At 47.5% G+C, this 18,237-nt stretch carries 31 protein-coding genes; all 31 read left to right on the top strand.

Features of this window, described 5'->3' with window-relative positions:
- Positions 1–137: 137 nt before the first annotated feature.
- Positions 138–1,877 (top strand): acyl-CoA dehydrogenase family protein, encoded by a 1,740-nt coding sequence (locus HRH59_RS18670; protein WP_173502780.1) that lies wholly within the window; start codon positions 138–140, stop codon positions 1,875–1,877.
- A 14-nt stretch (positions 1,878–1,891) separates the two neighbouring features.
- Positions 1,892–2,752, top strand: coding sequence for a phospholipase A (locus HRH59_RS18665; RefSeq protein WP_173502779.1), 861 nt, complete (start codon positions 1,892–1,894; stop codon positions 2,750–2,752).
- Between the two features lie 222 nt (positions 2,753–2,974).
- Positions 2,975–3,286 (top strand): 30S ribosomal protein S10, encoded by a 312-nt coding sequence (gene rpsJ, locus HRH59_RS18660; RefSeq protein WP_008899121.1) that lies wholly within the window; start codon positions 2,975–2,977, stop codon positions 3,284–3,286.
- 29 nt (positions 3,287–3,315) lie between these two features.
- A complete protein-coding gene (rplC, locus tag HRH59_RS18655; protein ID WP_173502778.1) occupies positions 3,316–3,954 on the top strand; it encodes a 50S ribosomal protein L3 in 639 nt (212 codons plus the stop codon).
- A gap of 18 nt (positions 3,955–3,972) precedes the next feature.
- Entirely contained in the window at positions 3,973–4,578 is a 606-nt protein-coding gene (rplD, locus tag HRH59_RS18650; RefSeq protein WP_092796978.1) for a 50S ribosomal protein L4, read from the top strand.
- Complete coding sequence (gene rplW, locus HRH59_RS18645) at positions 4,575–4,877, top strand: 50S ribosomal protein L23 (RefSeq protein WP_173502777.1); 303 nt, start codon at positions 4,575–4,577, stop codon at positions 4,875–4,877. Before rplD ends, rplW begins: the two co-directional genes overlap by 4 nt.
- 16 nt (positions 4,878–4,893) lie before the next feature.
- Positions 4,894–5,718 carry a 50S ribosomal protein L2 gene (gene rplB, locus HRH59_RS18640; protein ID WP_027672147.1) on the top strand — a complete coding sequence of 275 codons (825 nt, stop codon included), beginning with the start codon at positions 4,894–4,896 and terminating at the stop codon, positions 5,716–5,718.
- A gap of 16 nt (positions 5,719–5,734) precedes the next feature.
- Positions 5,735–6,013 carry a 30S ribosomal protein S19 gene (rpsS, locus tag HRH59_RS18635; protein WP_008950795.1) on the top strand — a complete coding sequence of 93 codons (279 nt, stop codon included), beginning with the start codon at positions 5,735–5,737 and terminating at the stop codon, positions 6,011–6,013.
- 10 nt (positions 6,014–6,023) lie between these two features.
- Positions 6,024–6,356, top strand: coding sequence for a 50S ribosomal protein L22 (rplV, locus tag HRH59_RS18630; RefSeq protein WP_019677721.1), 333 nt, complete (start codon positions 6,024–6,026; stop codon positions 6,354–6,356).
- A 9-nt stretch (positions 6,357–6,365) separates the two neighbouring features.
- The gene (gene rpsC / locus HRH59_RS18625; protein ID WP_008224489.1) at positions 6,366–7,079 is read left to right on the top strand and encodes a 30S ribosomal protein S3; all 714 of its coding nucleotides are present in this window, start codon (positions 6,366–6,368) and stop codon (positions 7,077–7,079) included.
- A gap of 12 nt (positions 7,080–7,091) precedes the next feature.
- Positions 7,092–7,505: a 50S ribosomal protein L16 gene (rplP, locus tag HRH59_RS18620; protein WP_173502776.1), complete on the top strand. Its 414-nt coding sequence runs from the start codon at positions 7,092–7,094 to the stop codon at positions 7,503–7,505.
- Positions 7,505–7,696 (top strand): 50S ribosomal protein L29, encoded by a 192-nt coding sequence (rpmC, locus tag HRH59_RS18615; RefSeq protein ID WP_008224486.1) that lies wholly within the window; start codon positions 7,505–7,507, stop codon positions 7,694–7,696. The genes rplP and rpmC overlap by 1 nt, the downstream gene beginning before the upstream one ends.
- Positions 7,696–7,950, top strand: a complete 255-nt coding sequence (rpsQ, locus tag HRH59_RS18610; protein WP_173502775.1) for a 30S ribosomal protein S17 — start codon at positions 7,696–7,698, stop codon at positions 7,948–7,950. Before rpmC ends, rpsQ begins: the two co-directional genes overlap by 1 nt.
- Positions 7,951–8,114: 164 nt before the next feature.
- Positions 8,115–8,483 (top strand): 50S ribosomal protein L14, encoded by a 369-nt coding sequence (gene rplN / locus HRH59_RS18605; protein ID WP_132585980.1) that lies wholly within the window; start codon positions 8,115–8,117, stop codon positions 8,481–8,483.
- 9 nt (positions 8,484–8,492) lie between these two features.
- Positions 8,493–8,807: a 50S ribosomal protein L24 gene (gene rplX, locus HRH59_RS18600; RefSeq protein WP_173502774.1), complete on the top strand. Its 315-nt coding sequence runs from the start codon at positions 8,493–8,495 to the stop codon at positions 8,805–8,807.
- Positions 8,808–8,826: 19 nt separating this feature from the next.
- On the top strand, positions 8,827–9,366 hold the full coding sequence (gene rplE, locus HRH59_RS18595) for a 50S ribosomal protein L5 (protein WP_173502773.1): 540 nt from the start codon (positions 8,827–8,829) through the stop codon (positions 9,364–9,366).
- 11 nt (positions 9,367–9,377) lie between these two features.
- Positions 9,378–9,683 carry a 30S ribosomal protein S14 gene (rpsN, locus tag HRH59_RS18590; protein ID WP_173502772.1) on the top strand — a complete coding sequence of 102 codons (306 nt, stop codon included), beginning with the start codon at positions 9,378–9,380 and terminating at the stop codon, positions 9,681–9,683.
- Between the two features lie 21 nt (positions 9,684–9,704).
- Positions 9,705–10,097, top strand: a complete 393-nt coding sequence (rpsH, locus tag HRH59_RS18585) for a 30S ribosomal protein S8 (protein WP_173502771.1) — start codon at positions 9,705–9,707, stop codon at positions 10,095–10,097.
- Between the two features lie 15 nt (positions 10,098–10,112).
- The gene (gene rplF, locus HRH59_RS18580; RefSeq protein ID WP_173502770.1) at positions 10,113–10,646 is read left to right on the top strand and encodes a 50S ribosomal protein L6; all 534 of its coding nucleotides are present in this window, start codon (positions 10,113–10,115) and stop codon (positions 10,644–10,646) included.
- Positions 10,647–10,655: 9 nt separating this feature from the next.
- On the top strand, positions 10,656–11,006 hold the full coding sequence (rplR, locus tag HRH59_RS18575; protein ID WP_068238302.1) for a 50S ribosomal protein L18: 351 nt from the start codon (positions 10,656–10,658) through the stop codon (positions 11,004–11,006).
- Between the two features lie 9 nt (positions 11,007–11,015).
- Positions 11,016–11,519, top strand: a complete 504-nt coding sequence (rpsE, locus tag HRH59_RS18570) for a 30S ribosomal protein S5 (RefSeq protein ID WP_068238299.1) — start codon at positions 11,016–11,018, stop codon at positions 11,517–11,519.
- 6 nt (positions 11,520–11,525) lie between these two features.
- The gene (gene rpmD, locus HRH59_RS18565; RefSeq protein ID WP_173502769.1) at positions 11,526–11,708 is read left to right on the top strand and encodes a 50S ribosomal protein L30; all 183 of its coding nucleotides are present in this window, start codon (positions 11,526–11,528) and stop codon (positions 11,706–11,708) included.
- A 3-nt stretch (positions 11,709–11,711) separates the two neighbouring features.
- Entirely contained in the window at positions 11,712–12,146 is a 435-nt protein-coding gene (gene rplO, locus HRH59_RS18560) for a 50S ribosomal protein L15 (RefSeq protein WP_173502768.1), read from the top strand.
- A gap of 15 nt (positions 12,147–12,161) precedes the next feature.
- The gene (secY, locus tag HRH59_RS18555) at positions 12,162–13,490 is read left to right on the top strand and encodes a preprotein translocase subunit SecY (protein ID WP_173502767.1); all 1,329 of its coding nucleotides are present in this window, start codon (positions 12,162–12,164) and stop codon (positions 13,488–13,490) included.
- Between the two features lie 21 nt (positions 13,491–13,511).
- Positions 13,512–13,625, top strand: a complete 114-nt coding sequence (rpmJ, locus tag HRH59_RS18550) for a 50S ribosomal protein L36 (RefSeq protein WP_082694854.1) — start codon at positions 13,512–13,514, stop codon at positions 13,623–13,625.
- 134 nt (positions 13,626–13,759) lie between these two features.
- Positions 13,760–14,116, top strand: coding sequence for a 30S ribosomal protein S13 (gene rpsM / locus HRH59_RS18545; protein ID WP_173502766.1), 357 nt, complete (start codon positions 13,760–13,762; stop codon positions 14,114–14,116).
- An 11-nt stretch (positions 14,117–14,127) separates the two neighbouring features.
- Positions 14,128–14,517 (top strand): 30S ribosomal protein S11, encoded by a 390-nt coding sequence (gene rpsK / locus HRH59_RS18540; RefSeq protein WP_027672163.1) that lies wholly within the window; start codon positions 14,128–14,130, stop codon positions 14,515–14,517.
- 33 nt (positions 14,518–14,550) lie between these two features.
- Positions 14,551–15,171: a 30S ribosomal protein S4 gene (gene rpsD, locus HRH59_RS18535; RefSeq protein WP_173502765.1), complete on the top strand. Its 621-nt coding sequence runs from the start codon at positions 14,551–14,553 to the stop codon at positions 15,169–15,171.
- A 24-nt stretch (positions 15,172–15,195) separates the two neighbouring features.
- On the top strand, positions 15,196–16,185 hold the full coding sequence (locus HRH59_RS18530) for a DNA-directed RNA polymerase subunit alpha (protein WP_027672165.1): 990 nt from the start codon (positions 15,196–15,198) through the stop codon (positions 16,183–16,185).
- 39 nt (positions 16,186–16,224) lie between these two features.
- Positions 16,225–16,623 (top strand): 50S ribosomal protein L17, encoded by a 399-nt coding sequence (gene rplQ, locus HRH59_RS18525; protein WP_027672166.1) that lies wholly within the window; start codon positions 16,225–16,227, stop codon positions 16,621–16,623.
- Between the two features lie 108 nt (positions 16,624–16,731).
- On the top strand, positions 16,732–18,012 hold the full coding sequence (locus tag HRH59_RS18520; protein WP_173502764.1) for a serine hydrolase: 1,281 nt from the start codon (positions 16,732–16,734) through the stop codon (positions 18,010–18,012).
- The last annotated feature ends 225 nt before the right edge of the window (positions 18,013–18,237 follow it).

Genomic DNA, 18,237 nt, shown 5'->3' with positions numbered 1-18,237 from the left:
GCGATAGATAAGAAAAGGCCCTGCGGGGCCTTTTTTATTGCCTGAAATTTAGCCATAAAGATATATTCAAACGCTTGTTTGAAAACCTAAGCTGTGCCATGCTTAAACTCATCCGTCCAGTTAGTAAGGCAAATAGCATGAGCCAATATCAAGCCCCCCTTAACGATATCTGTTTTAACTTATTTAATGTGTGGCAGCTCGATAGCTGGTGGCAACGGCAACCGCAACTACAAGAGCTTATTGAAGCCGACACAGCAAAAGCCATTCTGGAAGAGGCAGCAAAAATCTGTGAACAACAGATAGCGCCTTTTGCTGCTGATGCAGACAAGCGCGGGGCGCAACTGCAAGATGGTAACGTGACGTTGCCACAACATTACTACACTGCCTACCAAAGTTTAAGCGAGGGCGGCTGGACCAGTTTGAGTGGCGACCCGGAATATGGTGGCATGGGCATGCCAAAAGCACTCTCAATGATGGTAGATGAAATGCTTTGCAGCGCCGATATCGCCTTTTCGTTATATCCGGGCTTAACCGCCGGCGCCTGTGTTGCGCTATTGCAACACGCGGATGAGGCCACCAGAGCGTTGTACTTGCCGAAAATGTATAACGGTGAGTGGTCGGGCACTATGTGTTTAACTGAATCTCATGCCGGTTCTGATCTCGGCATTATGCGCACCAGCGCTAAACCTAACGCCGATGGCAGTTATGCCCTTAACGGCTCTAAGATCTTTATTACAGCAGGCGAGCATGATTTAACCGGCAATATTATTCACTTGGTGTTGGCCAAGTTGCCGGATGCCCCGGCCGGTAGTCGCGGTATTTCTTTATTTTTGGTGCCTAAGTATCTGCCCGACGCTGGTGGAGAACCGGCTGAGCGTAATGGCGTAACAGTCGGCTCTATTGAGCATAAGATGGGTATTAATGGTTCGGCAACGTGTGTGCTGAACTTCGACGATGCCAAAGGTTATTTAATTGGTGAACCAAACCGTGGCTTGGCATGTATGTTTACCATGATGAACTATGAACGGCTGTCGATGGGCAGCCAGGGGCTGGGTGCGGCTGAGCGCGCTTATCAAAATGCGCTGGCTTACGCCAAAGACCGGCTGCAAGGCAGAGTCAGCGAAAAAAATGCCAACAAAGCTGAGGCTATCATCGGCCATAGCGATGTGCGCCGGATGCTGCTGAATATAAAAGCCATGAATGAAGCCGGCCGCAGCTTTGCTACCTGGGTGGCGTCGTTGTTGGACAGAGCAAAGTATGATGACTGTGCAGCATCATTGCAGCGGGCTAACCTGCTAACGCCAATTGCCAAAGCGTTTATGACCGACCAGGGTTTTGACGCTTGCGTTACCGCACAACAGGTATTCGGTGGCCATGGCTATGTTAAAGAGTGGGGTATGGAGCAGTTAGTACGGGATGTGCGCATCGCACAGATGTACGAAGGTACTAACGGTATTCAGGCGGCAGACTTTATGTTGCGTAAAGTGGCGGCTGACAACGGTGCCGTGTTGCTGACATTGCTTGGCGAAATCAAAATTGAGCTGGCTGAAACGCCCATTGATGCTGCAGCAGCTTTAGAATCCTATATCACGCAGTTGCAAAGTCTGACCGCTGAGCTGCTGGCGCAAGACAGCCGGGCGCAAAGTGCCGCGGCCTGTGACTACTTAGCATTAGTGTCATATGTGCTGTACGGCTATATGTGGTATAAAAACCTGGCTGCATTGCAATCTGGTGTCCACAGTGCAGAGTTTATTACAGCGAAGCAGCATACGGCAGCTTATTACTTTAGCCGCATTTTGCCAAAAGCCGCGGGTTTACTGGCGTTATTAAGGCATGATTCAGCGGTAATCGATAAGTTGGCAGCAGAGCATTTTTAGCATTAAGGATAATTATGAAATACCTCGCCGGCTTAATAGGGCTGTTAGCATTCCAGGTTTCAGCTGCGGATGCGTTGGATAAAAGGATGAAAGCCGAGCAGTGGGATACGTATGCACCTTTTACGTTATTGCCGCATGAAAACAATTACCTGATGCCATTTACCTATGTCGATGGCATTGCTGCTACCCTGGAAAGGGACGGTAGCAGTGCACCGTCGGATAATATTGAAGCTAAGTTTCAGCTCAGCCTTAAAACGCCGCTGTGGACTAAAATCTATAAAGACAATGGTTACCTGTTTTTTGCTTTTACTCAGCAAGCCTGGTGGCAGGCTTATAACAGCGAGGTGTCATCACCGTTTCGGGAAAACAACTACGAGCCGGAGTTGATCCTGATGCTGCCGCACTACAAAAATTACGAAGAAGCCGCCAGCCGTATTATCAGTTTGAGTTTATCGCATCAGTCAAATGGCCGCGCCGGCGAGTTATCACGCAGCTGGAACCGGCTTAAACTGAGCTGGGTCACCTCCATTGGTAATGTGTTTATTAACTTTGAACCCTGGTATCGCCTGAAAGAAGACCGCAAAGATACGCCGCAAGACCCGAACGGCGATGATAATCCGGATATAACCAAATATATGGGCTGGTTTGAATTGTCAGCGGCCTATAAGCAGGACAAAGCTACCTGGCGGATGATGGTGCGAAATAACCTGCGTAGTGACAATAAAGGCGCGCTGAAAGTATCGTACTCGGTGCCGTTTAATAAACATATCCGCTTTTATGCCGAACTGTTTAACGGTTATGGCGAAAGCCTGATTGATTATAACCGCTCAGTAACACGGTTTGGTGTGGGCTTCGAGTTAAACGATATTCTGTAGTGCATTTTATAACCAACACTTGCGTTATACGTTGATTTCAGTATAATGCGCGGCCAGTCGATACAATTCTGACTGGCTCGTTAGATAATTTTTAGAGTTATTTAACGCTTACAGTGCTCCCGATTGGGGAGCAAACGTAACTTTGGTGCATGGGCATCCCCCTTCTTGGGTTGGATTGCTTGTGTTTATTTTTGCTCTTTTTGCTCTTTGAGGCTTTGATACATGAGTAATCAAAGGATTCGCATCCGTCTGAAAGCGTTCGATCACCGTTTGATCGATCAGTCAACTATGGAAATCGTTGACACAGCTAAGCGTACGGGCGCACAGGTTCGTGGTCCTATTCCACTTCCTACCCGCCAGGAACGTTTCACTGTATTGATTTCTCCTCACGTAAACAAAGATGCGCGTGATCAGTACGAAATCCGTACCCACAAGCGTTTAATCGACATCGTTGAGCCAACCGAGAAAACGGTTGATGCGCTGATGCGTTTAGACTTGCCTGCTGGCGTTGACGTTCAAATCAGCCTGGGCTAATCAGACAGGTTTATAGAGAGGTTTAGGAAATGGCTATCGGTCTAGTCGGTCGTAAAGTGGGAATGACTCGCATCTTCACTGAAGACGGCGTTTCAATTCCAGTAACCGTAATCGAAGCGACACCAAACCGTGTAACTGCAGTTAAAACTGCAGAGACAGACGGTTACAGCGCACTGCAAGTGACTGCTGGTACTGTAAAGGCAAGCCGCATGAGCAAGCCGGAAGCAGGCCACTTCGCTAAAGTGGGCGTGGACGCTGGTCGTGGTCTGTGGGAATTCCGCCTGACAGATAACGAAGGTGCTGACATCACTGTCGGCAGCGAAATTACGGTTGAAATTTTCGCTGAAGCGAAAAAAGTTGATGTGTCTGGCACATCAAAAGGTAAGGGTTTTGCCGGTGCTGTTAAGCGCTGGAATTTCCGTACTCAGGATGCTACTCACGGTAACTCTTTATCACACCGTGCACCGGGTTCAATTGGTCAGAACCAATCACCTGGTAAAGTATTCAAGGGTAAAAAAATGGCTGGTCACTTAGGTGCTGAGCGTGTAACCGTGCAGTCACTGGAAGTGGTTCGTGTAGACGCAGAACGTAACATCCTGTTAGTAAAAGGTGCAGTACCTGGCGCTATCGGTGGTGACGTGATCGTTAAACCAGCTGTTAAAAGCTAACGTCTGAGGAGATAAGTGATGGAATTAGCATTACGAGACGCTCAAGGCGTTCTTGAAGTTTCCGAAGCTACCTTTGGACGTGAGTTTAATGAAGCTTTGGTTCATCAGGTCGTTGTAGCCTATGCTGCCGGCGCCCGTCAGGGTACCCGCGCTCAGCTGACACGTTCTGAAGTACGCGGTGGTGGTAAGAAGCCATGGCGTCAAAAAGGTACAGGCCGCGCGCGTGCCGGTACTATCCGCAGCCCAATCTGGCGCGGAGGCGGTGTTACTTTTGCGGCTAAGCCACAAGATCACAGCCAAAAAGTAAACCGTAAAATGTATCGTGGTGCGATCCAAAGCATCCTGTCTGAATTAGTACGTCAAGAGCGTTTAATCGTGGTGGAAAATTTCGCCGTTGATTCGCCTAAGACCAAAGATTTAACTGCAAAGTTAAAAGCAATGGACTTAAAAGACGTGTTAATCGTGACTAACGAAGTGGATGAGAACCTGTTCTTATCAGCACGCAACCTGTACAAGGTTGATGTGCGTGACGTACACGGTATCGACCCGGTCAGCTTAATCGCATTCGACAAAGTGTTAATGACTGCTGCTGCAGTTAAGCAACTTGAGGAGCTGTTAGCATGATCCGCGAAGAACGTTTACTGAAGGTTATTTTAGCACCGCACGTTTCTGAAAAGAGCACTGTGTCTGCTGAAAAACATAATACAGTCGTTTTCAAGGTAGCCACTACTGCGACTAAAGCTGATGTTAAAGCAGCAGTTGAAAAACTGTTCGAAACTGAAGTTGTAGGTGTGCGTACTGTTAACGTTAAGGGTAAAGCCAAGCGCACTGGTGCGCGTATGGGCAAACGTAGCGATTGGAAAAAAGCTTACGTGACTCTTAAAGAAGGCAGCGAAATCGATTTCGTTGGCGGCGCTGAGTAAGAAGAGGAGTTAGGAAATGGCACTTGTAAAGTGTAAACCTACGTCACCAGGTCGTCGCCACGTATTAAAAGTGGTTAACCCGGACCTGTACAAAGGCAAGCCTTATGCACCTTTGTTAGAGAAAAATTCAAAAACAGGTGGTCGTAACAACAACGGTCGCATCACTACCCGTCATATCGGTGGTGGTCATAAGCAACATTACCGTTTAGTTGACTTCAAACGCAACAAAGATGGCATTCCGGCCAAAGTTGAGCGTTTAGAGTACGATCCAAACCGTACTGCTAACATCGCACTGGTGTTATACGCAGACGGTGAGCGTCGTTACATTCTGGCCCCTAAAGGCCTGAAGGCAGGTGATACAGTGGTTTCAGGTATGGAATCACCAATCAAAGCCGGTAACACCTTGCCACTGCGCAATATCCCTGTTGGTCAGGTAGTACACAACATCGAAATGAAACCAGGTAAAGGTGGTCAGTTAGCTCGTTCTGCTGGCGCATTTGTCCAAATCCTGGCTCGTGACGGTGAGTACGTTACCCTGCGTTTACGCAGCGGCGAAGTACGCAAAGTATTAGCAGATTGTCGCGCGACTATCGGTGAGATCGGCAACGCGGAACATATGTTACGTCAATACGGTAAAGCTGGTGCAATGCGCTGGCGCGGCATTCGCCCAACCGTACGTGGTGTGGTAATGAACCCGGTTGATCACCCACACGGTGGTGGTGAAGGTAAAACTTCTGGTGGTCGTCACCCTGTATCTCCATGGGGCGTTCCAACGAAGGGTTACAAAACTCGTTCAAACAAGCGTACTGATAAACTTATCGTACGTCGTCGTGATAAATAATTTGTGAGGAATTGCCATGCCACGTTCTCTCAAGAAAGGTCCATTTATTGACCTTCACTTGCTGAAGAAGGTAGAGAAAGCGTTGGAAAGCGGTGACAAGAAGCCTATTAAGACTTGGAGCCGTCGTTCAATGATCATACCTGATATGATCGGTTTGACCATCGCTGTCCATAATGGTCGTCAACATGTACCTGTGTTCGTCTCGGAAGAGATGATTGGTCACAAGTTAGGTGAATTTGCACCTACTCGTACCTATCGTGGTCATGCAGCCGACAAAAAGGCCAAGAAGCGCTAAGGGGTAAATGATGCAAGCATTAGCTAAACACAAATTTGCCCGTTCTTCTGCACAAAAAACCCGTCTGGTTGCTGACCAGGTGCGTGGATTGTCAGTTGATAAGGCGCTGAACGTACTGACTTACAGCCCGAAAAAAGCTGCCGAGTTAGTTAAAAAGGTTCTTTTATCAGCCATTGCCAACGCTGAGCACAATGAAGGCGCGGACATTGATACGTTGAAAGTTAAGACCATCTTCATTGATGAAGGTCCGTCTATGAAACGTATTAAGCCACGTGCTAAAGGTCGTGCTGACCGTATCGTCAAGCGTACCAGCCACATCACTGTGGTTGTAGCTGATAACTAGGAGAGAGAAATGGGACAGAAAGTACATCCTAATGGTATTCGCCTAGGTATCACTAAGCCATGGAGCTCAACCTGGTTCGCGAATACGAAAGACTTCCCGGATTTCTTAAACGGTGACTTTAAAGTTCGTCAGTATCTGACAAAAGAACTGAAAGCCGCGTCAGTAAGCCGGATCGATATTGAACGCCCTGCGAAAAGCATCCGTGTGACTATTCACACTGCGCGTCCAGGCGTAATCATCGGTAAGAAAGGTGAAGATGTTGAGAAAATCCGCAAGCAAGTTGCCGCTATCGCTGGCGTACCTGCGCAGATTAACATCTCTGAAATCCGCAAGCCTGAGCTGGATGCCAAATTAGTTGCTGACTCAATCAGCAGCCAGTTAGAGCGTCGTGTAATGTTCCGTCGCGCTATGAAGCGTGCGGTACAAAACGCCATGCGTATCGGTGCCAAGGGTATCAAAGTTGAAGTTAGCGGCCGTTTAGGCGGCGCAGAAATCGCTCGTTCAGAGTGGTACCGTGAAGGCCGTGTGCCACTTCACACTCTGCGTGCTGACATCGATTACAATACCTCAGAAGCATTGACTACTTACGGTATCATTGGTGTGAAAGTGTGGATTTTCAAAGGCGAGATCTTAGGAGCTCTGCCATTGAACAACAACACCAACAACGCCAACAATAACAACCAGCCTAAAGCGCCGAAAAAACCGGCACGTAAGGCTAAGTAGGGGTATTGAGCGATGTTGCAACCAAAACGTACAAAATTTCGTAAAGTGCACAAAGGTCGTAACCGTGGCTTGTCCCTGGTTGGCGATAAAGTATCTTTCGGTACTTATGCACTGAAATCTGTAGAACGTGGTCAAATGACTTCACGTCAAATCGAATCTGCACGTCGTGCTATGACGCGCGCTGTTAAGCGTGTTGGTAAAATCTGGATCCGTGTGTTCCCAGACAAGCCAATCACTGCTAAGCCGCTGGAAGTACGTATGGGTAGTGGTAAAGGTTCTGTTGAGTACTGGGTATGTCAGATTAAACCTGGCAAAGTACTGTATGAAATGGACGGTGTGTCTGAAGAGTTAGCGCGTCATGCATTTGCATTAGCCGCCGCTAAGCTACCATTTAAGACAACCTTTGTAACGCGGACGGTAATGTGATGAAAGCCAGCGAATTAAAAGCGAAAAGTGTTGAAGAGTTAAACGCTGAATTACTGGGCTTATTACGTGAGCAGTTCAACCTGCGCATGCAATTAGCTACCGGTCAGTTAGCTCAAACGCATTTATTTAAGCAGGTGCGTCGTGATATCGCGCGCGTTAAGACCATCTTAACCGAGAAGGCAGGTGCGTAATGAGTGAAACTAATACTCGTACACTGCAAGGTAAAGTGATCAGCAACAAAATGGACAAGTCTATTACTGTTGCGATCGAGCGTTCAGTGAAACACCCGATTTACGGGAAGTTCATCAAACGTACTACCAAGCTGCACGTACATGACGAAACCAATCAGTGTAAAGAAGGCGATTTAGTCACTATTCGTGAATGCCGTCCTTTGTCCAAGACCAAGTCATGGACCCTGGTTGCTGTTGTCGAATCAGCATCTTAATTCGTTAAGATGTGAAAAGCGGCTCCACTAGGGGCCGCTTTTATTTTGCGCTACCCTTTTGCCAAGAGTGCTGTTATAATCACGCGCCCTCTTGTCAGGGGGTAGTTTTTATCGTAAGCAGCGTAACCCGTGAGGGTTATTTAGTAGAATAGCGGAGCACTAAGATGATCCAGATGCAATCTATGCTGGAAGTCGCAGACAACAGCGGCGCGCGCAGCGTAATGTGTATTAAGGTCTTAGGTGGTTCACATCGCCGTTATGCTGCAATTGGTGACGTCATCAAAGTTACTGTCAAGGAAGCAATTCCGCGCGGTAAAGTTAAAAAAGGTGATGTACTGAATGCAGTGGTGGTGCGTACACGCAAAGGCGTACGCCGTCAGGACGGGTCATTAATCCGTTTTGATCGCAATGCAGCAGTGTTGTTAAACAGCAAGCTGGAACCGATCGGCACTCGTATTTTCGGGCCTGTTACACGTGAACTTCGTGGCGATAAGTTTATGAAGATCGTGTCTCTGGCACCAGAAGTACTGTAAGGAGTCACCATGGCTAGTAAAATCCGTCGTGATGACGAGGTTGTTGTTCTTACCGGTAAGGACAAGGGTAAACGCGGTAAAGTTACTAAAGTATTAGTAGCTGAAGGTCGTGTTTATGTTTCCGGCGTTAACTTGGTTAAAAAGCATCAGAAGCCTGTACCGGCCCTGAACCAGCCAGGTGGTATCGTTGAGAAAGAAGCCTCAATTCATGTTTCAAACGTAGCGATCTTTAACTCTAAAACGGGTAAAGCAGATCGTGTAGGTTTCCGTCTTGAAGATGGCAAGAAAGTGCGTATCTTCAAGTCGAATAACGAAGTAATTTAATTGCTATTGGAGTAATACGATGGCGAAACTGCATGAAATTTACAAAGACACCGTAGTCCCTGAACTGTTTAAGCAGTTCGGCTACACCAGCGTCATGCAAGTCCCTCGGATTGTTAAAATCACACTCAATATGGGTGTGGGTGAAGCAGTTGCTGATAAAAAGATCCTTGAAAACGCCGTTGGCGATTTGACTGCTATTGCAGGTCAAAAGCCACTGGTAACCAAGGCGCGTAAATCAGTAGCCGGTTTCAAAATCCGTGAAGGCTACCCTATTGGCGCAAAAGTGACCCTGCGCGGCGAGCGTATGTGGGAATTCTTAGAGCGTTTAGTCTCTATTGCTATCCCGCGTATCCGTGACTTCCGTGGTGTAAACCCGAAGTCATTCGATGGCCGTGGTAACTACAGCATGGGTGTACGCGAGCAAATCATTTTCCCCGAAATCGAATACGATAAAGTAGATGCAGTACGTGGTTTAGATATCACTATTACGACTACCGCGCGTACCGATGACGAAGGACGTGCTTTACTTGCCGCGTTTAACTTCCCATTCAAGAAATAAGGTGTAGGGTCATGGCAAAACAATCAATGAAAGCACGTGAATTCAAGCGTGCACAACTGGTAGCCAAATTCGCTGCAAAGCGTCATGAACTGAAAGATGCGATTGCTAATCCAGCGACTTCTGACGAAGACCGTTGGGCAGCCGTTCTGAAGTTACAGACGTTGCCGCGTGATTCAAGCCCTTCGCGTCAACGTAATCGTTGTCGTGTAACTGGTCGTCCACACGGTTACCTGCGTAAATTCGGCATGAGCCGGATCAAGGTCCGTGAAGCGGCGATGCGCGGTGAAATTCCTGGCCTTCGTAAGGCTAGCTGGTAAGAATCACGGGAGTAACGAGCTATGAGTTTGCAAGATCCAGTAGCGGATATGTTTACTCGCATTCGCAACGGCCAGTCAGCCAATAAAGTTGCGGTTAAGATGCCATCTTCAAAATTGAAGGTATCTATTGCGAAAGTATTAAAAGACGAAGGTTACATCGCCGATTTCGCAGTTTCTGGTGAATCAAAACCAGAACTGGAAGTAACGTTAAAGTACTTCCAGGGCAAATCTGTAATTGAAACTATCGATCGTGTTAGTCGTCCAGGTCTGCGCATCTATAAGAAGCGTGGCGAATTACCTAAGGTAATGGGCGGTTTAGGTGTGGCCATCGTGTCAACATCTAAAGGACTAATGACTGACCGCGCCGCGCGCAAGGTTGGTATCGGTGGCGAAATTATCGGCTACGTAGCGTAACGGAGGTAGTAATCTATGTCTCGTGTTGCTAAAGCCCCAGTCACTATTCCAGCCGGCGTTACTGTAACGCAAAACGGTCAGGTAGTGTCATTTAAGGGCAAAAACGGCGAGTTAACACTCGATGTTAACGCTGCAGTTGAAGTTGTGGTTGAAGGTAACGTTTTACGTACCAATCCACGCGATGGCTTTGACGGCGCTAATGCACAAGCGGGTACTGCCCGTGCATTAATCAACAACCTGGTTACCGGTGTAACTGAGGGTTTCTCTCAGAAACTGGAACTGGTTGGTGTTGGTTACCGTGCGAAGGCAGAAGGTAAAGTATTGAACCTGAGCCTGGGCTTTTCTCACCCAGTGGTGTTTCAGGTACCTAACGGTATCACTATTGAAACGCCAACCCAGACTGAAGTACTGGTAAAAGGTGCTGACAAGCAATTAGTTGGTCAGGTTGCCGCTAACATCCGGGCATACCGTAAACCAGAGCCTTACAAAGGCAAAGGTGTGCGCTATGCAAACGAAAACGTGCGTCGTAAAGAAGCGAAGAAAAAGTAGGGTAGGACGATGGATAAGAAACTTGCTCGTCTGCGCCGTGCCAAACGCACTCGCAGAAATATTATCGAACAAGGTGCGAATCGCTTGGTTGTACACCGTACACCACGTCACATCTACGCCCAGCTTATCGCACCAAATGCTGAAGTGATTGCTGCAGCTTCTACCGTAGAAGCTTCAATTAAAGACTCACTTAAGTACACTGGTAACGTAGATGCTGCTAAGGCTGTAGGTAAAGCGATTGCCGAACGTGCAGTAGCCAAAGGCGTTACTGCTTGTGCTTTTGACCGCAGTGGCTTTCAGTATCATGGTCGCGTGCAAGCTCTGGCTGACGCGGCGCGTGAAGCCGGTCTTCAGTTCTAGGAGTAGCTCATGGCTAACGAAGAAGCTAAACAACAATCTGATTTACAAGAGAAGCTTGTTGCAGTAAACCGCGTGTCAAAAGTTGTTAAAGGTGGTCGTATTTTCTCCTTTACCGCTTTGACTGTAGTCGGTGACGGCAACGGCCGTGTTGGTTTCGGTTATGGTAAAGCACGTGAAGTACCAGCTGCTATTCAAAAAGCAATGGAAAAAGCGCGTCGTAACATGACCCAGGTTGAGTTAAATGGTAACACCTTACACCACCCAACCCGTGGTGTTCACTCAGGTTCAAATGTTTACATGCAACCTGCAGCTGAAGGTACTGGCTTGATCGCCGGTGGTGCAATGCGCGCCGTACTGGAAGTAGCAGGCGTACAGAACATTCTGTCTAAGTGTTACGGCTCAACTAACCCAATCAACGTAGTTCGCGCAACTATTAATGCACTGTCGACTGTTAAGTCGCCGGCTCAAATAGCTGCTAAACGCGGTTTACGCGTTGACGACATTCTGGGGTAATCTGCCATGGCGAAGAAGACAATTAAAGTAACCCAAATTAAGTCAAGCATCGGTCGTTTACCGAAGCACAAGGCTTCTTTACTGGGTTTAGGTTTACGCCGCATTAATCATACCGTTGAAGTAGAAGATACACCTTCTGTTCGCGGCATGATCAACGCTGTGTATTACATGGTTAAAGTGGAGGAGTAACAGATGTTATTAAATACTCTTGCTCCGGCACCTGGTGCTAAGAAAAACAAGCATCGCGTGGGTCGTGGTATCGGCTCAGGCTTAGGTAAAACTGCAGGTCGTGGCCATAAAGGTTTAAAGTCACGTTCTGGCGGTAAAGTGCGTCCTGGTTTCGAAGGCGGTCAAATGCCATTGAAACAACGCTTACCTAAGTTCGGTTTCACTTCACAGAAATCTTTGGTTTCTGCTGAAGTACGCCTGCACGAACTGGCAGCGGTAAAAGGTGATGTAGTTGATCTGGCTAGCCTGATGGAAGCTAACATCATCGCCCGTACTGTTAAGTTTGCCAAAGTTGTACTGTCTGGCGAGATTACTCGTCCGGTAACCGTAAAAGGTTTAGGTGCAACTAAAGGCGCGCGTGCAGCAATCGAAGCCGCTGGCGGTAAAGTCGAAGAATAATAAGGATAGTACGCGATGGCTAAACCAGGTTCGGACTCAAAAGGTGCAAAAGGCGGATTCAGCGAGCTGAAATCCCGTTTGTTATTTGTACTTTTGGCCATAATCGTATTTCGGTTAGGCTCCTTTGTGCCAATTCCTGGAATTGACGCCGCCGTGCTGGCTCAGTTATTCGAGCAACAAAAGGGCACCATCGTTGAAATGTTTAACATGTTCAGCGGTGGCGCACTTGAGCGTGCTTCGGTATTTGCGTTGGGCATAATGCCCTACATCTCTGCCTCTATCATTGTTCAGTTGTTGACGGTAATGCATCCGGCAATGGCTGAACTTAAGAAAGAAGGCGAAGCTGGAAAGCGTAAAATCAACCAGATGACACGCTACGGTACTTTAGCATTAGCAACGTTACAGGCCATTGGTATTGCCACTGGCCTGCCTAACATGATGCAGGGGTTAGTTATTAACCCTGGCTTTGCATTTTACTTTACTGCGGTAATCAGTCTGGTTACCGGTACCATGTTTTTAATGTGGTTAGGTGAGCAAATTACAGAGCGCGGCATTGGTAATGGTATTTCGTTGTTAATCTTTACCGGTATTGTTGCCGGCTTCCCGTCTGCCATTGGCCAGACGATCGAGCAGGCACGTCAAGGCGATTTGCACTTTTTACTGTTGGTAGCAATAGGTGTGATCGTAATCGCGATTACCTGGTTTGTGGTGTTCTTTGAACGCGGCCAGCGTCGGATCGTGGTCAATTATGCCAAGCGTCAGCAAGGCCGTCAGGTGTTTGCCGCGCAAAGCAGCCATTTACCGTTAAAGGTGAATATGGCCGGCGTAATACCACCGATTTTTGCTTCCAGCATTATTCTGTTCCCCGGTACGATAGCCAGTTGGTTTGGTTCGGGTGAAGGCATGGTGGCTAATTTCCTTCAGGAATTAGCATTAACATTATCTCCGGGACAACCGCTGTATATGATGTTATACTCCGCGGCCATTATTTTCTTCTGTTTCTTCTATACTGCGTTGGTGTTTAACCCGCGTGATACAGCAGACAACCTGAAGAAATCCGGTGCCTTTATTCCCGGGATCCGTCCTGGTGAGCAGACATCAAAATACATCGATAAAGTGATGACACGGTTAACCTTAGCGGGTGCCCTGTATATAACCTTTATCTGTTTAGTTCCTGAGTTCATGATGGTAGCGTGGGACGTACAGTTCTATTTCGGCGGTACATCTTTGTTGATTATCGTTGTTGTTATCATGGATTTTATGGCACAGGTACAGACGCATTTGATGTCGCATCAATATGATTCTGTGCTTAAAAAGGCAAATCTTAAAGGCTACGGTCGTTAAGATAGTTTGCGGAGTTAAGTTATGAAAGTACGAGCTTCCGTTAAGAAGATCTGCCGTAACTGCAAAGTGATTAGACGTAACAACGTTGTTCGCGTAATTTGCAGTGAGCCGAAGCACAAACAGCGCCAAGGCTAATAGCAGAACAAAATGATACTGCGGGCTGAACTGATTGGTTTAGCCCCTTTATCGTTTGCAATATCAGCGCCATTTGAGTATCCTTACGGGCTTTTCAAATTGGCATCTTTAAACTCTATTAAAGGAGAACGTTAGTGGCCCGTATCGCTGGCATTAACATCCCCGATAATAAACATGCGGTTATCTCTTTAACCTATGTTTATGGTATCGGTAAGACCCGCTCTAAGTCTATTTTAGCTGCAGTGGGCATCGAAGAAAGTACAAAAATTGCTGCGTTAACTGACGCACAATTAGATACGCTTCGTGACGAAGTTGCAAAATACACCGTTGAAGGTGACTTGCGCCGTGAAATCACATTAAACATTAAGCGTTTAATGGACCTTGGTTGCTACCGTGGCCTGCGCCACCGTCGTAGTCTGCCGGTTCGTGGTCAGCGCACTAAAACTAATGCGCGTACCCGCAAGGGCCCACGTAAAGCGATTAAGAAATAAGGTGATTCAACATGGCTAAAGCACCAGTTCGTACTCGTAAACGGGTAAAAAAGCAAGTTTCTGACGGTATGGCTCATATCCATGCTTCTTTCAACAACACCATCGTGACGATTACTGATCGTCAGGGTAATGCACTGTGCTGGGCAACTGCCGGCGGTTCAGGTTTCCGTGGTTCACGTAAATCTACTCCGTTTGCTGCTCAGGTAGCTGCAGAGCGCGCCGGTACTGCCGCGCTGGAATATGGTGTAAAGAACCTTGAAGTGTTTGTGAATGGTCCAGGCCCGGGCCGCGAATCAGCGATTCGTGCTCTGAACGCCGCTGGCTATAAGATCACAAATATCACCGACGTGACGCCTATCCCGCATAACGGATGCCGTCCACCTAAAAAACGTCGCGTGTAATTACAGCGCTTCACGGATTATTGGAGAAAGAAGATGGCAAGATATTTGGGTCCTAAGCTCAAACTCAGTCGTCGCGAAGGTACAGATCTGTTCCTGAAGAGCGGCGTAAGAGCAATTGATTCAAAGTGTAACTTAACTACCGCTCCTGGTCAGCACGGCGCACGTCGCGGTCGCTTATCAGACTACGGTTTACAGTTACGCGAGAAACAAAAAGTACGTCGTATGTATGGCGTATTAGAAAAGCAGTTCCGTAACTATTACAAGGAAGCTGCTCGTTTGAAAGGTAATACAGGTGAAAACCTGTTAGCGTTGTTAGAGTCACGCTTAGACAACGTAGTATACCGTATGGGTCTGGCCAGTACGCGCGCTGAAGCACGTCAGCTGGTTAGCCACAAAGCTATTATGATTAATGGCCAAGTGCTGAACATTCCATCATACAAAGTATTACCTGAACAAGTTGTCTCTGTTCGTGAGAAAGCGAAAAAGCAAGCCCGTATCGGTGCTGCGCTTGAAGTAGCTGCACAACGTGAGAAACCAACTTGGATCGAAGTAGATAACACGAAACTGGAAGGCGTTTTCAAGCGTCTGCCTGAGCGTTCAGACTTGTCTGCTGACATCAACGAACAGTTAATCGTCGAGCTTTACTCTAAGTAAAGCTAATTGTTAAGAGAGGATACAATGCAGGGTTCTGTCACCGAATTCCTTAAGCCGAGATTAGTTGGTATCGAAAAAATCAACCCAACTCGTGCCAAAGTTACTTTGGAACCACTTGAGCGCGGTTTCGGGCATACCTTGGGCAACGCGTTACGTCGTATTCTGCTTTCGTCAATGCCGGGTTGTGCAGTGACTGAAGTTGAGATTGACGGCGTTCTCCATGAGTACAGTGCCAAAGAGGGTGTCCAGGAAGATATCATTGATATCCTGCTGAACCTGAAAGGCCTTGCCGTTCGCCTGGAAGACAAAGATGAAGTCACTCTGACTTTGACGAAGAAAGGTGCTGGCCCTGTAACAGCTGGAGACATCCAGCATGGCGACGGTGTGGTTATAACCAACCCTGAGCACGTTATTTGCAACCTGACCGGCGAAACTGAATTCAGTATGCGCCTGAAAGTTGAACGTGGTCGCGGTTATGTGCCTGCATCAGCGCGTTTGTCCTCAGATGATGACGAGCGTCCTATTGGTCGTCTGTTACTGGATGCCTCTTTCAGCCCGGTAGAGCGTATAGCCTACTCAGTTGAAGCAGCGCGGGTAGAACAGCGTACCGATCTGGACAAACTGATCATCGATATGGAGACCAACGGCACTGTTGAGCCAGAGGAAGCCATTCGCCGTGCAGCAACAATTCTGGCTGAACAGCTGGAGTTCTTCGTCGAGCTGCGCGATAAGAGCGAACCGGAAAAACGCGAAGAGAAGCCGGAGTTTGATCCGATTCTGTTACGTCCGGTCGATGATTTGGAATTAACGGTTCGTTCTGCTAACTGCTTGAAGGCAGAGCAGATTCAGTACATTGGTGATCTGGTTCAGCGTACCGAGGTTGAGTTACTTAAAACACCTAACCTGGGTAAAAAGTCGCTTACCGAAATCAAAGACGTGCTGGCATCACGCGGTTTATCTCTGGGCATGCGCCTTGAGAACTGGCCGCCGGCGAGTCTGGTAAATAAAGACTAATCAGATACCAGTTTCTGGTTTAGTGAGAAGGAATAGATCATGCGCCATCGCAAGAGTGGTCGTCAATTAAACAGGAACAGCAGCCACCGTACGGCAATGTTCCGCAATATGGCAAGTTCGTTGGTGAAGCACGAAATCATCAAAACGACTTTGCCAAAGGCTAAAGAGTTACGTCGTGTGATCGAGCCATTGATCACACTGGCAAAAAATGACAGCGTTGCAAACCGCCGTTTAGCTTTTGCCCGTACTCGTGATAAAGAAGTAGTAGGTTTGTTATTCAACGTGCTGGGCCCGCGTTACAACGCGCGTCCGGGCGGTTACACTCGCATTTTGAAGTGTGGCTTCCGTGCCGGCGATAACGCACCTATGGCTTACATCGAGTTAGTCGATCGTCCGGAAGTGGACGCACTGCCAGTTGAAGAAACTGCAGCTGAGTAAGCGCTAAAGAACTGAAAAGCCGGGCCCAGCCCGGCTTTTTTATGCCTGTTTGTTTTCCCGCTATCTAATCCGTACTATGGTGTTTTAACTTAACGCCAGGTATTGGTTATGCAAAAAGTACTGCAGTGCTTATTATTACTCAGCCTACCGGTTATTACCGATGCTAAAACCGCGACTGAAATACAGTATCAGCCATTGCAACCTCTGCTATCCGGTGTCACACAGCAATATCCGCTGTTGCAGCAAGTACTGGCTAACCCTGAACCTCACCGCTTGCAAATAATTTATACGCAGATTGATCGCGACGCTGATAATAATCCTGCTTTGACTTACTATCAGTACGGTTTGGATAACGAGCGTTACTTTTATCCGGCCAGTACAGTTAAACTGCCGATAGCCTTGCTGGCGTTAGAGTGGTTGGCAGAGCAAAATATCGCGGGCTTAAATGCCGACACCACTATGTTGACGGATGCCGCAACTGACTGGCAGACAACACAAACTAACGACTCTACGGCGTTAAACGGCTTACCCAGCATCGCGCAGTATATAAAGAAGATATTACTGGTAAGTGATAATGACGGCAGCAACCGGCTGTATGAATTATTGGGTCAGGATTTTATTAACCAACGTTTGGCAGCTAAAGGCCTGACACATAGTGTAATTAATCATCGCCTCAGCGTGCCATTGACGGTAGAGCAAAACCGGCAGTTTAACCCGGTACGCTTTGTTGATACTAAGGGCAAGCCAATTCTGGCTCTGCCGGCCCGCAGTACAAATCAGCAATATATCAACAAAGATAAACCGACATTGGGCAGAGCGTATATCAGTGGTAATGAACTGATTAACTCACCGATGGATTTTACCGACAAAAACCGTTTCAGCACTGCAGATTTCGATGGCGTAATAAAGCGGCTTATCTTTCCGCAGTTATTCAGCCGGCAGCAACGTTTTAACCTGAAATCTGAAGATCGGGATCTGGTACTGCGATATATGGCGATGTTGCCACCTGATAGCATTAGTCCGCTATACGATGCAACACAGTACCCGGATAACTATTCCAAATTCTTGTTGTTTGGTGGTAAAGCTCAGCAGCTGCCACCACATATCCGTGTTTTTAACAAAACCGGCTGGGCCTATGGCCATATTATTGACGGCGCCTATATTGTCGATCTCCAGCAGCAGATCGAGTTCTTTGTTACAGCAGTGATCTACGCCAATGAAAACGATACCTTAAATGACGATCAGTATCAGACAGACGAAGTGGCGCTGCCGTTTCTTCGTCAGTTAGGCGAATATCTGTATCAGCATGAGCTGCAACGTCCAAAAAAACATAAGCCAGATCTGTCCGAAGCCATCAGAGTCACATCATCCGATGCTGAAATCGACTGATTTATAATCAAAAAACAGTGCTTTTTCCAAAGATCGCTTAAAAAGTGTGCGGTCGATCATATTTCTGTAAAAAAGATCTTGATCGTATTGCTGCGATCTCTATAATGCGCACCACACAGACGGCAGCAAGCGAAAGCAGAAAGCGTCTGACTGAGGTGAAAGCCTCGCGTCATTGAGTAAACTCTGACGCACGCTCTTTAACAATTAGCAATCAATCATCTGTGT

This window comes from Rheinheimera lutimaris (genome assembly GCF_013283795.1).
Lineage (GTDB): Bacteria > Pseudomonadota > Gammaproteobacteria > Enterobacterales > Alteromonadaceae > Alishewanella > Alishewanella lutimaris.
Note: the sequence above shows the minus strand (reverse complement) of the source record. Positions and strands in the feature narration are given on the sequence as shown.

Coding starts and splice junctions, on each gene's coding strand:
- HRH59_RS18670 (WP_173502780.1), top strand. CDS start 138: ATGAGCCAATATCAAGCCCCCCTTAACGATATCTGTTTTAACTTATTT.
- HRH59_RS18665 (WP_173502779.1), top strand. CDS start 1,892: ATGAAATACCTCGCCGGCTTAATAGGGCTGTTAGCATTCCAGGTTTCA.
- rpsJ (WP_008899121.1), top strand. CDS start 2,975: ATGAGTAATCAAAGGATTCGCATCCGTCTGAAAGCGTTCGATCACCGT.
- rplC (WP_173502778.1), top strand. CDS start 3,316: ATGGCTATCGGTCTAGTCGGTCGTAAAGTGGGAATGACTCGCATCTTC.
- rplD (WP_092796978.1), top strand. CDS start 3,973: ATGGAATTAGCATTACGAGACGCTCAAGGCGTTCTTGAAGTTTCCGAA.
- rplW (WP_173502777.1), top strand. CDS start 4,575: ATGATCCGCGAAGAACGTTTACTGAAGGTTATTTTAGCACCGCACGTT.
- rplB (WP_027672147.1), top strand. CDS start 4,894: ATGGCACTTGTAAAGTGTAAACCTACGTCACCAGGTCGTCGCCACGTA.
- rpsS (WP_008950795.1), top strand. CDS start 5,735: ATGCCACGTTCTCTCAAGAAAGGTCCATTTATTGACCTTCACTTGCTG.
- rplV (WP_019677721.1), top strand. CDS start 6,024: ATGCAAGCATTAGCTAAACACAAATTTGCCCGTTCTTCTGCACAAAAA.
- rpsC (WP_008224489.1), top strand. CDS start 6,366: ATGGGACAGAAAGTACATCCTAATGGTATTCGCCTAGGTATCACTAAG.
- rplP (WP_173502776.1), top strand. CDS start 7,092: ATGTTGCAACCAAAACGTACAAAATTTCGTAAAGTGCACAAAGGTCGT.
- rpmC (WP_008224486.1), top strand. CDS start 7,505: ATGAAAGCCAGCGAATTAAAAGCGAAAAGTGTTGAAGAGTTAAACGCT.
- rpsQ (WP_173502775.1), top strand. CDS start 7,696: ATGAGTGAAACTAATACTCGTACACTGCAAGGTAAAGTGATCAGCAAC.
- rplN (WP_132585980.1), top strand. CDS start 8,115: ATGATCCAGATGCAATCTATGCTGGAAGTCGCAGACAACAGCGGCGCG.
- rplX (WP_173502774.1), top strand. CDS start 8,493: ATGGCTAGTAAAATCCGTCGTGATGACGAGGTTGTTGTTCTTACCGGT.
- rplE (WP_173502773.1), top strand. CDS start 8,827: ATGGCGAAACTGCATGAAATTTACAAAGACACCGTAGTCCCTGAACTG.
- rpsN (WP_173502772.1), top strand. CDS start 9,378: ATGGCAAAACAATCAATGAAAGCACGTGAATTCAAGCGTGCACAACTG.
- rpsH (WP_173502771.1), top strand. CDS start 9,705: ATGAGTTTGCAAGATCCAGTAGCGGATATGTTTACTCGCATTCGCAAC.
- rplF (WP_173502770.1), top strand. CDS start 10,113: ATGTCTCGTGTTGCTAAAGCCCCAGTCACTATTCCAGCCGGCGTTACT.
- rplR (WP_068238302.1), top strand. CDS start 10,656: ATGGATAAGAAACTTGCTCGTCTGCGCCGTGCCAAACGCACTCGCAGA.
- rpsE (WP_068238299.1), top strand. CDS start 11,016: ATGGCTAACGAAGAAGCTAAACAACAATCTGATTTACAAGAGAAGCTT.
- rpmD (WP_173502769.1), top strand. CDS start 11,526: ATGGCGAAGAAGACAATTAAAGTAACCCAAATTAAGTCAAGCATCGGT.
- rplO (WP_173502768.1), top strand. CDS start 11,712: ATGTTATTAAATACTCTTGCTCCGGCACCTGGTGCTAAGAAAAACAAG.
- secY (WP_173502767.1), top strand. CDS start 12,162: ATGGCTAAACCAGGTTCGGACTCAAAAGGTGCAAAAGGCGGATTCAGC.
- rpmJ (WP_082694854.1), top strand. CDS start 13,512: ATGAAAGTACGAGCTTCCGTTAAGAAGATCTGCCGTAACTGCAAAGTG.
- rpsK (WP_027672163.1), top strand. CDS start 14,128: ATGGCTAAAGCACCAGTTCGTACTCGTAAACGGGTAAAAAAGCAAGTT.
- rpsD (WP_173502765.1), top strand. CDS start 14,551: ATGGCAAGATATTTGGGTCCTAAGCTCAAACTCAGTCGTCGCGAAGGT.
- HRH59_RS18530 (WP_027672165.1), top strand. CDS start 15,196: ATGCAGGGTTCTGTCACCGAATTCCTTAAGCCGAGATTAGTTGGTATC.
- rplQ (WP_027672166.1), top strand. CDS start 16,225: ATGCGCCATCGCAAGAGTGGTCGTCAATTAAACAGGAACAGCAGCCAC.
- HRH59_RS18520 (WP_173502764.1), top strand. CDS start 16,732: ATGCAAAAAGTACTGCAGTGCTTATTATTACTCAGCCTACCGGTTATT.